Source organism: Pantoea sp. ME81 (assembly GCF_903970985.1).
Taxonomy (GTDB): Bacteria; Pseudomonadota; Gammaproteobacteria; order Enterobacterales; family Enterobacteriaceae; genus Pantoea; species Pantoea communis.
The window spans coordinates 15,246-28,575 of sequence record NZ_CAJCKS010000062.1; the positions used below are offsets into that span (position 1 = coordinate 15,246).

Below are 13,330 nucleotides of genomic sequence, written 5' to 3' on the forward strand. Positions count from 1 at the left end.
GGCGTCAGGCCGGCCTGGCCTGACGTTGTCCCAATGCATCTTCATTTAACAACTGGTCAATCGCGAATTGTGCCGCGTTTGTCCAGTTACCGGCAAACACGTTGGCGCGGTTGAGCAAATAGTAAAGCTGATACACGGGCTGTCGTTGCGAAAACCCTTCCGCCAGCGGCCACACCGAGTGATATCCCTCGTAAATCTGGCGTGGCAATTCGACGTAGTAATTCAACATCGCGAGATCGCACTCCCTGTCGCCCCAATAGCAGGCGGGGTCAAACAGCCATGGCCCACTGCTGCTATCCGCGCAGTTAGCAGGCCACAAATCGCCGTGTAGTAGAGAAGGCTGAGGATGATGATTGGCCAACGCGCGTTGCACGCAATCGACGATCAATTCGGTATTGCCGTATTGCACCCCTTTCTCAGCGGCCAGTTGCAGTTGCCAGCCAATACGCTGTTCAGCAAAGAACACCGACCAGCGGCGTAGCCAACTGTTGGGCTGGGGGGAGGTGGTGATGTTGTTATCGTAATCGAGGCCAAACTGCGGTTGCTCGCTCCATTGATGGAGGTGAGCCAACTGCTGGCCAAGCTGGAAGGCGCTCTGTTCGTTCAGCGCCTCTGGCTGAATATACTCCAACAGTAAGAAGCTGCTGTCGCGGTCATTCCCGACGCCATATACTTTCGGCACCCGGACCGTCTGTGTCCGCGCCAGCAATCCCAGCTGGTCCGCTTCCCAGCTAAACAGAGTGAGCATATCGCGCGTATTACATTTAACGAAAACGTCGAGATCGCCGTAGCGGAGGCGCCAGGCAGGATGCACATCGCCACCAGGGAGTTCGTAACGTTCAGTGATTTCAGCTTCACCGGCGTGTTCGCTTAACAGACGACTAATGGCTGACCACATTGGGTAATCCTCTTTATTCGCTGCGTAAGTTTGATTGTAGCGCTCAAAACTTCAGCAAAACCAGTGGTGCGGCGATTATTTGTGGCGCGTCAGGGTTTTGCCTGTAGAAATTCGGACAGCGTGGTGATCTTCACCTCCGCTTTACGATGCAGGGCAACATCCGCCAGCCCGGCGGCGTGTTCTGCGATCTCATGTTGTTCCAATGCACTGATGATGCCAAAACTGTTGGTTCCCAACTCATGCGAATGACCTTCATCATCATGCAAGGTCGTGGTGTAACCGCCGCTGACCATCACGCTGTTAAGGGATTGCAGATCGCCTAAGCTCTCATCGGAATAGCTTAGCGTGACAATGTAACGTTTAAGGTCGTGGTCACTCATCATTCACCTCATTGTAATGGAACAGATTTCAGCGTAGACCAGCGCTGCGGATAGAGCGAATTCTGCGCAATTCAGGCGGGAAAAGGGAGCGTAAATCTGCGTCAACAGGCTTCAGAAAATTCTTGTATCAATTGGGCTGCTATTTCGCTAATTGCCTCTTATAATGCGCAGCGGAAATGGGAAAACTCCTATTAACCATGCGGTTCCAGCGCGGAACCTGGCATTTCTGGCACCTTCATACTTTTTTACAAAACTTACCGTAAATTGCATTGATTGGCCGGGAAAACTCTTCAGACTCACTCTTTTTTAAACTGCCGTACGGGTCACATTTAATGAAAGCCTTTAATAAGCTGTCCGCTGTTTTATTGCTCTCTGCTGGAGCATTTTGTCACCAGGCATTTGCTGATAACACCGTTTTTACCTCTATGGATGACCCTTCAACGGCAAAAAAACCGTTTGAAGGCAGCGCGTCAGCCGGTTATTTGGCACAGACAGGGAATACCACCAGTTCATCATTGAGCGCCTCAACCAACATGACGTGGTATCAGACCAACACCGCTTACAGCTTGTGGGGCAACGCCGCGAACAACTCATCCAACGATGAGCGTTCCTCAGAGACTTACAACATCGGTGGTCGTACCCGTTACAATATGAACAGCGCGGACTATCTGTTCGGTCAGGCGAGCTGGTTGAGCGACCGTTTCAACGGTTATGATTCGCGCGATGTACTGACTGCCGGTTATGGTCGCCAGTTGCTGAACGGTCCTGTGCACTCGCTGCGAGCTGAATTCGGTCCCGGTGTACGTTACGATGATTTCCATGAAGGTGGTCACGAAACCAAGGCGCTGGGATACGGTGCTGTGAGCTACCAGTGGCAACTGACTGACACGACCAAATTCATCCAGGGTGTTTCCGTGTTGAGCAGCTTCGGTGAAGATACAACGCTGAACTCCGAAACCGGCTTGCAGGTGGCCATCAACGAACACTTCGCGTTGAAGCTGGCTTACAACGTGACCTGGAATAATAATCCGCCAGAGTCTGCGCCGGATCGTACCGACACCAAAACCACCATCCAGCTTTCTTACGCGATGTAAGCGAGCCGTGATGAAAAAACCGTTGCCGGCCAGCGCCGCGCAGCGGTTTTTTTTTATCTGTCGATGGCTTAGCGCATTTTTCGCGGGTTTAGATCGCGGCAGAAAGCTGCTATTATCTCCGGCGCTTTACATTCCTGGCGTCATTCCGACAACGTGGGTCTGACATTACGCCGGGTTACTCAAACAGAACTCAATGTTGCATGTAGGCTTTCGTGTGGCTTACCACTGCAATTAAGGATATGAAATGCCAGTAATTACTCTTCCTGATGGCAGCCAGCGCGTATTTGACCGTCCGGTCAGCGTGATGGACATCGCGATGGATATCGGACCGGGCCTGGCGAAAGCCTGTATTGCCGGTCGTGTAAATGGCGAGCTGGTGGATGCGGTTGATCCGATCACCGAAGATGCTCAGGTGGCAATTATCACCGCCAAAGATGAAGCCGGTCTGGAAATTATTCGTCACTCTTGTGCGCACCTGTTAGGGCATGCGATTAAACAACTGTGGCCGAATACCAAAATGGCGATTGGTCCGGTGATCGATAACGGCTTCTATTATGACGTCGATCTCGAACACACCCTGACGCAGGAAGATCTTGAGCTGCTGGAAAAGCGTATGCACCAGTTAGCTGAGACTAATTACGATGTGGTGAAGAAAAAGGTGAGCTGGCAGGAAGCACGTGATGTGTTTGCTGAGCGTGGCGAAAGCTACAAAACCACCATTCTTGACGAAAACATCAGCCACGATGATCAACCTGGTTTGTATCATCATGAAGAATACATCGACATGTGCCGCGGTCCGCACGTGCCGAACATGCGTTTCTGCCATCACTTCAAACTGCAGAAAATCTCCGGTGCTTACTGGCGCGGCAACAGCGACAACAAAATGCTGCAGCGTATTTACGGTACAGCGTGGGCCGACAAGAAGCAGCTGGCTGCCTATCTGCAGCGTTTGGAAGAAGCGGCGAAGCGCGATCACCGTAAAATCGGTAAGCAACTCGACCTGTACCATATGCAGGAAGAAGCGCCAGGTATGGTGTTCTGGCACAACGACGGTTGGACCATCTTCCGTGAACTGGAAGTGTTCGTCCGTACCAAGCTGAAAGAGTACGATTACCAGGAAGTGAAAGGTCCGTTTATGATGGACCGTGTGCTGTGGGAAAAAACCGGCCACTGGGAAAACTACAAAGAAGCGATGTTCACCACCTCTTCAGAGAACCGTGAATATTGCATCAAGCCAATGAACTGCCCTGGCCACGTTCAGATCTTTAATCAGGGTCTGAAATCCTACCGTGACCTGCCGCTGCGTATGGCGGAATTTGGTAGCTGCCACCGTAATGAGCCATCAGGCGCATTGCACGGCCTGATGCGCGTCCGTGGTTTTACCCAGGATGATGCGCACGTCTTCTGTACCGAAGATCAGGTTCGTGATGAAGTGAACAGCTGTATTCGTATGGTGTACGACATGTACAGCACCTTCGGTTTTGAAAAAATCGTGGTGAAACTGTCGACCCGTCCGGAGAAACGTATCGGTACCGATGAAATGTGGGACCGTGCGGAAGTGGATTTAGCAGAAGCGCTGAAGGAGAACGAAATTCCGTTCGAATATCAGCCAGGAGAGGGTGCCTTCTACGGCCCGAAAATTGAGTTTACCCTGTACGATTGCCTCGACCGCGCATGGCAGTGCGGCACCGTTCAGCTAGACTTCTCCCTGCCAAAACGTTTGGACGCCACTTATGTGGGCGAAAACAACGATCGTCAGACGCCGGTAATGATTCACCGTGCGATTCTCGGTTCAATGGAGCGCTTTATCGGCATCCTGACCGAAGAGTTCGCGGGCTTCTTCCCGAGCTGGCTGGCCCCCGTGCAGGCTGTGGTGATGAATATTACCGACAGTCAGGCAGAATATGTCAGTGAATTGACAAAGAAATTGCAGAAAGCTGGCATTCGTGTCAAAGCAGACTTGAGAAACGAGAAGATAGGCTTTAAAATCCGCGAGCACACATTACGTCGCGTCCCTTATATGCTGGTTTGCGGTGAGAAAGAGGTGGAAGCAGGCAAAGTTGCCGTGCGCACCCGCCGTGGTAAAGACCTCGGGAGCATGGACGTAGATGTGTTTGTTGAGAAGCTGCAACAAGAGATTCGCAGCCGACATCTTCACCAATTAGAGGAATAAGGTTATTAAAGGCGGAAAACGAGTACAACCGACGCGTCCGAACCGTATCAACGGCGAAATCCGTGCTACCGAAGTGCGCTTAACTGGCGTAGACGGCGAGCAACTTGGCATTGTGACATTGCGCGAAGCAATTGAGAAAGCCGAAGAAGCTGGCGTAGATTTAGTTGAAATCAGCCCGAACGCCGAACCGCCGGTTTGCCGTATTATGGATTACGGCAAGTTCCTTTATGAAAAGAGTAAGTCTTCTAAGGAACAGAAGAAGAAGCAGAAAGTTATCCAGGTTAAGGAAATTAAATTCCGTCCTGGTACCGATGATGGCGACTATCAGGTCAAACTACGCAACCTGATTCGCTTTCTGGAAGAGGGCGATAAAGCCAAAATCACGCTACGTTTCCGTGGTCGTGAAATGGCGCACCAGCAGATCGGTATGGAAGTGCTTAACCGCGTCCGTAAAGACCTGTGTGAAGATCTGGATCTGGCCATTGTCGAGTCCTTCCCGACTAAGATCGAAGGCCGCCAGATGATCATGGTGCTCGCACCGAAGAAGAAACAGTAGGCCTTCAAGTAATAATTCCGCGCAGCGTTCGCGCTGTGCGGAATCTTATTCGCCTGTCTGATTCATTTTATTAACAATGCGAAGTGGATATTTGTAAAAATGCCAAAGATTAAAACTGTCCGTGGCGCGGCTAAGCGCTTCAAGAAGACCGCTTCTGGCGGCTTCAAGCGTAAGCACGCGAACCTGCGTCATATTCTGACTAAGAAGTCTACCAAGCGTAAACGTCACCTGCGTCCGAAAGGCATGGTGTCTAAAGGCGATCTGGGTCTGGTTGTTGCCTGCCTGCCGTACGCATAAGTAAACTTTTTATAAATCTGCCTGAACACTTTGCGTACTGCAGGGAATAGGGCATCACAGAATATGATATAGGAGAGCTCACATGGCTCGCGTAAAACGTGGTGTAATTGCTCGCGCACGTCACAAGAAAATCTTAAAACAAGCTAAAGGCTACTACGGTGCACGTTCACGTGTTTACCGCGTTGCTTTCCAGGCTGTTATCAAAGCTGGTCAGTATGCTTACCGTGACCGTCGTCAACGTAAGCGTCAGTTCCGTCAGCTGTGGATCGCGCGTATCAACGCTGCGGCCCGTCAGAACGGTATCTCTTACAGCCGTTTCATCAATGGCCTGAAAAAAGCCTCTATTGAAATCGACCGTAAGATTCTGGCTGACATCGCTGTATTCGACAAAGTGACCTTCACGGCACTGGTCGAAAAAGCAAAATCAGCTCTGGCGTAAGTCAGATGAAAAAGGGAGCTTGCTCCCTTTTTTATTGCCTGCAACTCACGCAAAAGATTGACATTTTAACCGCTGGGCTTTTCAATAGTGCGGTTTCTATCAAGACAAGGTAACGCAAGCATGCACGCTGCTATTTTCCGTTTCTTTTTTTACTTTAGCGCCTGACAATCGGGGGCTTTTGCGCATAAGAAAAGAAACGAAAAATCGCGCTGAAAGCCTCCCTCGTGGAGGCTTTTTTGTTTCTGGCGACACTTTATCGGATCTCACGGTCCTAACAAGAACTGACCAGCCCGGCTGGAAGAAGAGGAAATCATGTCCCAACTCGCAGACCTGGTGGCCCGTGCCACGGCCGCTATCGACGAGGCGTCGGATATCGCCGCCCTGGACGCCGTGCGCGTCGAATTCCTGGGTAAGAAAGGGCATCTGACGCTGCAAATGACCACCCTGCGTGAACTGCCAGCGGAAGACCGTCCGGCAGCAGGCGCGGTGATTAACGAAGCGAAGCAGCAGGTGCAGGATCGTCTTAACGCACGTAAAGACACCCTGGAAAGCGCTGAGCTGAATGCGCGCCTCGCCGCAGAGACCATTGATGTCTCGCTGCCTGGTCGTCGCGTTGAGAACGGCGGTTTGCACCCGGTGACCCGCACCATCGATCGTATCGAAAACTTCTTCGGCGAGTTGGGCTTTGCGGTGGTCACTGGTCCGGAAATCGAAGATGACTATCATAACTTCGACGCACTCAACATTCCTGGCCACCATCCGGCGCGTGCTGACCACGATACCTTCTGGTTCGATGCCACCCGTCTGCTGCGCACCCAGACGTCTGGCGTGCAGATCCGCACCATGAAAAACCAGCAGCCGCCGATCCGCATCATCGCGCCAGGTCGCGTGTATCGTAACGACTACGATCAAACCCACACCCCAATGTTCCATCAGATGGAAGGTTTGATCGTCGATAAAGACATCAGCTTCACCAACCTGAAAGGCACGCTGCATGATTTCTTGAACAACTTCTTTGAAGAAGACCTGCAGATTCGTTTCCGTCCTTCTTACTTCCCGTTCACCGAACCGTCTGCGGAAGTGGATGTGATGGGTAAAAATGGTAAGTGGCTGGAAGTGCTGGGCTGCGGCATGGTGCATCCGAACGTACTGCGCAATGTGGGCATTGACCCGGAAGTCTACTCTGGCTTCGCTTTCGGCATGGGAATGGAGCGTCTCACCATGCTGCGTTATGGCGTGAACGATCTGCGCGCCTTCTTCGAAAATGATCTACGTTTCCTCAAACAATTTAAATAAGGGCAGGTTATCCAATGAAATTCAGTGAACTCTGGTTACGCGAATGGGTAAATCCAGCCCTGGACAGCGCTGCGCTGTCTGAGCAAATCACCATGGCCGGCCTGGAAGTGGACGGCGTGGATCCGGTCGCCGGTGCGTTCCATGGCGTGGTCGTGGGTGAAGTGGTGGAGTGCGGCCAGCATCCGAACGCCGACAAACTGCGCGTGACCAAAATCAACGTGGGCGGCGAGCGCCTGCTGGATATCGTCTGTGGTGCGCCAAACTGCCGCCAGGGCCTGAAAGTCGCCGTGGCAACCGTCGGCGCTGTACTGCCAGGCGACTTCAAAATCAAAGCCGCGAAACTGCGCGGTGAGCCTTCAGAAGGCATGCTGTGCTCGTTCTCTGAGCTGGGTATTTCCGACGATCACAGCGGCATTATTGAACTGCCTGCTGATGCGCCTATCGGCACTGACATCCGCAGCTACCTGCAGCTGGATGACAACACCATCGAAATCAGCGTGACGCCAAACCGTGCCGATTGCCTTGGTATTATCGGTATTGCGCGCGATGTGGCGGTAGTCAACGGTTTGCCGCTCACCGAGCCAACGATTGAGCCGGTTAAAGCGACCATTACCGATACCTTCCCGATTCGCGTAGATGCCACCGACGCTTGCCCACGTTATCTGGGCCGCGTAGTAAAAGGCATCAATGTGAAAGCGGCAACGCCACTGTGGATGCGTGAAAAACTGCGTCGCTGCGGCATCCGTTCTATCGACCCGGTGGTGGATATCACCAACTACGTTCTGCTGGAACTCGGTCAGCCGATGCACGCCTTTGACCTCGACCGCATTGACGGTGGCATCGTGGTGCGCATGGCGGAAGAGGGTGAAGTCCTGACCTTACTAGATGGTACCGAAGCGAAACTCAGCAGCGACACGCTGGTGATTGCTGACCATCAGAAAGCGCTGGCGATGGGCGGCATTTTTGGTGGTGAGCACTCTGGTGTGAACGAAGAAACCCAAAATGTGCTGTTCGAGTGTGCTTTCTTTGAACCGCTGGCGATCACCGGCCGTGCTCGTCGTCAGGGCCTGCATACCGACGCGTCGCATCGTTACGAGCGTGGTGTTGATCCGGCCCTGCAATTTAAAGCCATTGAACGCGCCACCCAACTGCTGCTGGACATTTGTGGCGGCGAAGCGGGTCCGGTTATCGATCAAACCGACGCCAGCAAGCTGCCTGAGCGCGCCACCATTACCCTGCGTCGTGAAAAGCTGGACCGCCTGATTGGCCACGTGATCGGCGATGAGCAGGTCACCGATATCCTGACGCGTCTCGGTTGCGAAGTGACCGTGGGCAATGGCGAGTGGACAGCCGTTGCACCAAGCTGGCGTTTCGATATGGCGATTGAAGAAGATCTGGTTGAGGAAGTGGCCCGCGTATACGGCTACAACAACATTCCAGACGTGCCGGTGAAAGCCAGCCTGATTATGACGAAGCATCGCGAAGCGGATCTGTCGCTGAAGCGTGCGCGTAACCTGCTCGTCGATAAAGGCTATCAGGAAGCCATTACTTATAGCTTCGTTGATCCGAAAGTGCAGCAGCTGCTGCATCCGGGTGAAGAAGCGCTGATCCTGCCAAGCCCGATTTCCAGCGATATGTCGGCAATGCGCTTGTCACTGTGGACCGGTCTGCTCGGTGCGGTGGTGTATAACCAGAACCGTCAGCAAGGCCGTGTGCGCCTGTTTGAGAGCGGTTTACGCTTTGTTCCTGATACGCAGGCCGATCTCGGTATCCGCCAGGATCTTATGCTGGCGGGCGTTCTGAGCGGTAATCGCTATGAAGAGCATTGGGATCTGGCGCGTCAGACAGTTGACTTCTATGATTTAAAAGGCGATTTAGAATCGTTACTGGATTTGACCGGTAAACTCGATGAGATTTCTTTCCGTGCAGAAGCCAATCCGGCACTGCATCCGGGACAGAGCGCGGCAATTTATTTACGCGGCGAACGAATCGGATTTATCGGAGTGGTTCATCCGGAGTTGGAACGTAAGCTGGATCTCAACGGCCGCACCTTAGTGTTTGAACTGCTTTGGAATAAGGTCGCAGACCGCGTCCTGCCTGACGCGCGCGAGATTTCACGCTTCCCGGCGAACCGTCGTGATATCGCTGTGGTAGTGGCTGAAAACGTGCCCGCAGCAGATATCATCGCGGAGTGTAAGAAAGTTGGCGTAAATCAGGTAGTTGGCGTAAACTTGTTTGACGTGTACCGTGGTAAGGGCGTGAACGAGGGCGAAAAGAGCCTCGCGATTAGCCTGATTTTGCAGGATACCAGCCGGACACTCGAAGAAGAGGAGATTGCCGCGACCGTTGCCAAATGCGTTGCGGCATTAAAAGAGCGATTCCAGGCAACCTTGAGGGATTGAACCTATGGCGCTTACAAAAGCTGAAATGTCAGAGTACCTGTTTGAAAAACTCGGGTTGAGCAAACGCGATGCCAAAGAGTTGGTTGAGCTCTTCTTTGAAGAAGTTCGCCGCGCGTTAGAAAACGGAGAACAGGTTAAACTGTCCGGATTTGGTAATTTTGATCTGCGTGACAAAAACCAACGTCCGGGCCGTAACCCGAAGACGGGGGAAGATATTCCTATCACTGCCCGCCGAGTGGTGACCTTCCGTCCGGGACAGAAGTTGAAAAGTCGCGTTGAGAACGCGACACCGAAGGACGCTGACTAATTTCAGTATGACAAAAAGGCCGCTTAGCGGCCTTTTTTATTGGCTGTAAAATAGCCGTTCTGCGTAATCTTTCCATAATGTCAGGATTTCGTAAGTATCCGGAAAATAGGATGAAAATCGGCACTGGCTGATAGTGACTGCGGCAATCCATTTGTTATAACAGCGCCATCACATAACAAGGGGTATTGCTGATGAAAAAGACAGCACTTTTACTGGGCATCCTGTTAGGCATGCCGCTGCTGGCTAGCGCCAATGTTTCCGTTAACATCAACACACCGGGTGTTTCTATTCATATCGGTGATCAAGATAAACGTGGCTACTACTGGGATGGCTACGACTGGCGTGCGCCAACCTGGTGGAAACAGCACCACAATCAACGCATCGGCACCAAAGGCCCGCACGGTTACTGGAACGGTAACGGCTGGCAGCCACAGCACCCGGGCAATGCGCCACACCACGATAACAAACCGCAGCCGCGCGACCAGCATCATGACTCGCGTGATAGCCACGACAAGCGTGATAATCACGGTCAACCGATCCCGCCTCATCAGTAAGCGTTGCTCAGCGGCACCCACTCGGTGCCGCTTTCTTTTTGCCACAATCCCACTACAATCAAATCTCTGTTTTCTCTGCCAATCTTATCTATGACTCTGTTGGACCAGCTTGCCCGTCAGGCCGATCGTCGTAGCCAGCGCTGGCTGATGCTGCTCGGTGCCATTCTGCTGCTGCTGTTTATTCTCAGCCTGTGCGCCGGAGACATCTGGATATCGCCAACCCAATGGTTTTCCTCTAACGGTGAACTCTTCGTCTGGCAGTTGCGCTTACCGCGGACGCTGGCGGTGCTGCTGGTGGGCGCTGCGCTGGCGGTGTGTGGTGTGGTGATGCAGGCGCTGTTCAACAATCCGCTGGCAGAACCCGGCCTGCTTGGCGTATCCAATGGCGCGGGCATTGGGTTAGTGTTGGGAGTCATGCTGGGCAATGGCTCATTATGGAGCCTGACGCTGGCGGCGATGGCGGGCGCATTATTGATCACGCTGATCCTGCTGCACTTTGCCCATCGTCAGCTTTCAGCCAGCCGCTTATTGCTCACGGGGGTCGCGCTCGGCATTATCTGTAGCGCAGTGATGACATGGGCCGTGTACTTTAGCACCAGCCTCGATCTACGGCAGTTAATGTACTGGATGATGGGCGGCTTTGGCGGTATTGACTGGCGCTATGGCTGGATGATGCTGGCGCTGTTGCCGGTCACTCTGCTGCTGACAGCCACCGCTCGGACGCTGAATTTACTTTCACTGGGGGAAACCTCGGCGCGTCAGCTAGGCCTGCCGTTATTGTTATGGCGTAACCTGTTAGTGTTGGCGATGGGCTGGCTGGTAGGCGCCAGCGTGGCGATGGCCGGTGCCATCGGGTTTGTCGGATTGGTCATCCCTCATCTGTTACGCTTAAGCGGTTTTAGCGATCACCGATACCTGCTGCCCGCCTCGGCGCTGGCAGGGGCTGCGGTGCTCCTCGGGGCAGATATTATCGCCCGGCTGGTGCTGACGTCGGCAGAGTTGCCGATTGGCGTGGTCACCGCCACCCTCGGCGCACCGCTGTTTATCGTGCTTTTAGTGAAATCTTCGCGCTAGCAATGGCTGGCATCTTGGTCTCAACAACAGGAATCGACAATGAGCATTTATCAGACAGAACTGGTTACCCTGGACGGCGAAAAAACGACGCTGGCACAGTATCAGGACAACGTACTGCTGGTGGTCAACGTGGCGTCAAAATGTGGGCTGACGGCGCAGTATGAGCAGCTTGAGTCACTGCAGAAAGCCTGGCAGGACAAAAACTTTAGCGTGCTGGGTTTCCCCTGCAACCAGTTTCTGGAGCAGGAACCGGGCAGCAACGAAGAGATCAAAACCTTCTGCAGCACCACTTATGGTGTGACTTTCCCGATGTTCGATAAAACCGATGTGAACGGTGCCAATCGTCATCCGCTGTATGCGCAGTTAACGGCGGCACAGCCGGAAGCCGAACGTCCTGAAGGCAGCGGTTTCCTCGAGCGTATGGTGAGCAAAGGACGTGCACCAAAAGCCGAGGGCGACATTTTGTGGAACTTCGAAAAATTCCTCATCAACAAACAGGGTAAGGTCATTGCGCGTTTCTCTCCGGATATGACGCCTGATGATCCGATCATCCTGAAACGCGTTGAGCAGGCGCTGGCAGAGTAAATGTTGTTGCAGTGTCAGGGAGTCAGCGTCGCGGGACGTCTGGCTCCGGTTGATCTCAGCGTCAATGCAGGTGAATGGATACATTTGGTAGGCCCGAATGGCGCGGGAAAAAGTACTTTACTCTGTGCGCTGTCGGGATTATTGCCGGCTCAGGGCGTGATTCAGCTTGCAGGAACGTCGTTGAGCCGCTTAAGCGGGGCTGCACTGGCTCAATGGCGTGCCTGGTTACCGCAACAACAGGCCGCGTTAGGGACCATGCCCGTCTGGCACTATCTGCGTCTGCATTTCTCTTCGGCATCGCCGCAGGTAGATGTCACACTCAATGATGTGCTGACGCAACTCAGCGTACAGGACAAATTAACCCGTCAACTGACGCAGCTCTCCGGAGGCGAATGGCAGCGTGTGCGACTGGCTGCGGTGGTGATGCAAATCCATCCGGCGATCAATCCTCACGGCAAGCTTTTAATTCTGGATGAGCCGATGACGGCATTGGATGTCGCGCAGCAGCGAGCCGTGGATAAATTGCTGTTCCAGCTGTGCCACGCCGGTATTGCGGTGATTGCCAGCGGCCATGATCTTAACCACAGTCTGCGCCATGCCGACCGCGTAGGATTGATGCATCAGGGGGAAGTGGTGATGCAGGGGAGTGCGCGGGACGTCTTAACCGCCGCCAATCTCTCTCCGTTGTACCAAACCGAGTTTCAACAATTAGATACACCGCAAGGCCCTCTGCTGTTTATTCCCTGATTAACATTGCCTGTTAAGCAGATTTGCCGCTAAAGTGTCATCCGGGCGACGGATTTAGGGACATTCTGATGCGAATAACGGTATTTCTTCTGATGCTGCTGCTGGTTGGGTGTAGTAGCCATCACGCGCCGCCGCCGAATGGCCGCCTTTCTGATTCCATCACCGTGATTGCTCAACTCAACGATCAGTTAGGTCGCTGGCGTGGCACGCCTTATCGCTACGGCGGGTTAAGTCGAGGCGGTGTGGATTGCTCTGGTTTTGTTTATCTGACCTTCCGCGATAAATTCGATATGCAACTGCCGCGTTCTACCGTTGACCAGACGGATATTGGCACTCGCATTGATAAACGCGATTTGCTGCCCGGTGATCTGGTCTTCTTTAAAACGGGCAGCGGAGAGAATGGCCTGCATGTGGGTATTTATGATACCGATAACACCTTCATCCACGCTTCTACCAGCCAGGGCGTGATTCGCTCTTCACTGGATAATATCTATTGGCGCAAGGTATTTTGGCAGGCACGTCGTATCT

Annotated in this window: 16 protein-coding genes and 1 other annotated feature; of the genes, 14 read left to right on the top strand and 2 right to left on the bottom strand. The window is 53.2% G+C overall.

Going from position 1 to position 13,330, the window contains the following annotated elements:
• Window positions 1-4: 4 nt before the first annotated feature.
• Both H7A81_RS13215 and ghoS read right to left on the bottom strand, forming a co-directional pair.
• On the bottom strand, window positions 5-898 hold the full coding sequence (locus tag H7A81_RS13215) for a fructosamine kinase family protein (RefSeq protein ID WP_097119259.1): 894 nt from the start codon (window positions 896-898) through the stop codon (window positions 5-7).
• Between the two features lie 89 nt (window positions 899-987).
• Complete coding sequence (gene ghoS, locus H7A81_RS13220) at window positions 988-1,278, bottom strand: type V toxin-antitoxin system endoribonuclease antitoxin GhoS (protein WP_034821735.1); 291 nt, start codon at window positions 1,276-1,278, stop codon at window positions 988-990.
• Between the two features lie 332 nt (window positions 1,279-1,610).
• Here ghoS and H7A81_RS13225 point away from each other — a divergent pair, with 332 nt between their 5' ends.
• From H7A81_RS13225 to H7A81_RS13290, 14 genes are all read left to right on the top strand, one after another.
• Complete coding sequence (locus H7A81_RS13225; protein ID WP_034821732.1) at window positions 1,611-2,372, top strand: YdiY family protein; 762 nt, start codon at window positions 1,611-1,613, stop codon at window positions 2,370-2,372.
• 244 nt (window positions 2,373-2,616) lie between these two features.
• Window positions 2,617-4,545: a threonine--tRNA ligase gene (gene thrS / locus H7A81_RS13230; RefSeq protein ID WP_166931647.1), complete on the top strand. Its 1,929-nt coding sequence runs from the start codon at window positions 2,617-2,619 to the stop codon at window positions 4,543-4,545.
• A 4-nt stretch (window positions 4,546-4,549) separates the two neighbouring features.
• Window positions 4,550-5,101, top strand: coding sequence for a translation initiation factor IF-3 (infC, locus tag H7A81_RS13235; RefSeq protein WP_034821726.1), 552 nt, complete (start codon window positions 4,550-4,552; stop codon window positions 5,099-5,101).
• A 99-nt stretch (window positions 5,102-5,200) separates the two neighbouring features.
• On the top strand, window positions 5,201-5,398 hold the full coding sequence (gene rpmI, locus H7A81_RS13240; RefSeq protein WP_006118955.1) for a 50S ribosomal protein L35: 198 nt from the start codon (window positions 5,201-5,203) through the stop codon (window positions 5,396-5,398).
• Window positions 5,399-5,480: 82 nt separating this feature from the next.
• Window positions 5,481-5,837 (top strand): 50S ribosomal protein L20, encoded by a 357-nt coding sequence (gene rplT, locus H7A81_RS13245; RefSeq protein ID WP_007892678.1) that lies wholly within the window; start codon window positions 5,481-5,483, stop codon window positions 5,835-5,837.
• A gap of 115 nt (window positions 5,838-5,952) precedes the next feature.
• Window positions 5,953-6,078: a sequence feature (Phe leader region), on the top strand.
• On the top strand, window positions 5,958-6,002 hold the full coding sequence (pheM, locus tag H7A81_RS13250) for a pheST operon leader peptide PheM (protein ID WP_121626058.1): 45 nt from the start codon (window positions 5,958-5,960) through the stop codon (window positions 6,000-6,002). (Overlaps the previous feature by 45 nt.)
• 71 nt (window positions 6,079-6,149) lie before the next feature.
• On the top strand, window positions 6,150-7,133 hold the full coding sequence (gene pheS, locus H7A81_RS13255) for a phenylalanine--tRNA ligase subunit alpha (RefSeq protein WP_034821723.1): 984 nt from the start codon (window positions 6,150-6,152) through the stop codon (window positions 7,131-7,133).
• Between the two features lie 14 nt (window positions 7,134-7,147).
• On the top strand, window positions 7,148-9,535 hold the full coding sequence (pheT, locus tag H7A81_RS13260; protein WP_166931642.1) for a phenylalanine--tRNA ligase subunit beta: 2,388 nt from the start codon (window positions 7,148-7,150) through the stop codon (window positions 9,533-9,535).
• A gap of 4 nt (window positions 9,536-9,539) precedes the next feature.
• Window positions 9,540-9,842: an integration host factor subunit alpha gene (gene ihfA / locus H7A81_RS13265; protein ID WP_007892687.1), complete on the top strand. Its 303-nt coding sequence runs from the start codon at window positions 9,540-9,542 to the stop codon at window positions 9,840-9,842.
• 191 nt (window positions 9,843-10,033) lie between these two features.
• Complete coding sequence (locus tag H7A81_RS13270) at window positions 10,034-10,396, top strand: DUF2502 domain-containing protein (RefSeq protein WP_182057725.1); 363 nt, start codon at window positions 10,034-10,036, stop codon at window positions 10,394-10,396.
• Between the two features lie 90 nt (window positions 10,397-10,486).
• Window positions 10,487-11,470 carry a vitamin B12 ABC transporter permease BtuC gene (gene btuC, locus H7A81_RS13275; protein WP_058959740.1) on the top strand — a complete coding sequence of 328 codons (984 nt, stop codon included), beginning with the start codon at window positions 10,487-10,489 and terminating at the stop codon, window positions 11,468-11,470.
• 39 nt (window positions 11,471-11,509) lie between these two features.
• Window positions 11,510-12,055 carry a glutathione peroxidase gene (locus H7A81_RS13280; protein WP_034821708.1) on the top strand — a complete coding sequence of 182 codons (546 nt, stop codon included), beginning with the start codon at window positions 11,510-11,512 and terminating at the stop codon, window positions 12,053-12,055.
• Window positions 12,056-12,802 (top strand): vitamin B12 ABC transporter ATP-binding protein BtuD, encoded by a 747-nt coding sequence (gene btuD / locus H7A81_RS13285; RefSeq protein ID WP_166931635.1) that lies wholly within the window; start codon window positions 12,056-12,058, stop codon window positions 12,800-12,802.
• Window positions 12,803-12,870: 68 nt separating this feature from the next.
• A partial coding sequence (locus H7A81_RS13290; protein ID WP_182057726.1) for an NlpC/P60 family protein occupies window positions 12,871-13,330 on the top strand: 460 nt, incomplete at its 3' end.

Bases quoted from the DNA above. Each gene is read 5' to 3' on its own strand.
- H7A81_RS13215 (WP_097119259.1), bottom strand. From the start codon at position 898: ATGTGGTCAGCCATTAGTCGTCTGTTAAGCGAACACGCCGGTGAAGCT.
- H7A81_RS13270 (WP_182057725.1), top strand. From the start codon at position 10,034: ATGAAAAAGACAGCACTTTTACTGGGCATCCTGTTAGGCATGCCGCTG.
- H7A81_RS13225 (WP_034821732.1), top strand. From the start codon at position 1,611: ATGAAAGCCTTTAATAAGCTGTCCGCTGTTTTATTGCTCTCTGCTGGA.
- H7A81_RS13280 (WP_034821708.1), top strand. From the start codon at position 11,510: ATGAGCATTTATCAGACAGAACTGGTTACCCTGGACGGCGAAAAAACG.
- btuC (WP_058959740.1), top strand. From the start codon at position 10,487: ATGACTCTGTTGGACCAGCTTGCCCGTCAGGCCGATCGTCGTAGCCAG.
- rplT (WP_007892678.1), top strand. From the start codon at position 5,481: ATGGCTCGCGTAAAACGTGGTGTAATTGCTCGCGCACGTCACAAGAAA.
- pheS (WP_034821723.1), top strand. From the start codon at position 6,150: ATGTCCCAACTCGCAGACCTGGTGGCCCGTGCCACGGCCGCTATCGAC.
- ghoS (WP_034821735.1), bottom strand. From the start codon at position 1,278: ATGAGTGACCACGACCTTAAACGTTACATTGTCACGCTAAGCTATTCC.
- ihfA (WP_007892687.1), top strand. From the start codon at position 9,540: ATGGCGCTTACAAAAGCTGAAATGTCAGAGTACCTGTTTGAAAAACTC.
- btuD (WP_166931635.1), top strand. From the start codon at position 12,056: ATGTTGTTGCAGTGTCAGGGAGTCAGCGTCGCGGGACGTCTGGCTCCG.
- rpmI (WP_006118955.1), top strand. From the start codon at position 5,201: ATGCCAAAGATTAAAACTGTCCGTGGCGCGGCTAAGCGCTTCAAGAAG.
- pheT (WP_166931642.1), top strand. From the start codon at position 7,148: ATGAAATTCAGTGAACTCTGGTTACGCGAATGGGTAAATCCAGCCCTG.
- thrS (WP_166931647.1), top strand. From the start codon at position 2,617: ATGCCAGTAATTACTCTTCCTGATGGCAGCCAGCGCGTATTTGACCGT.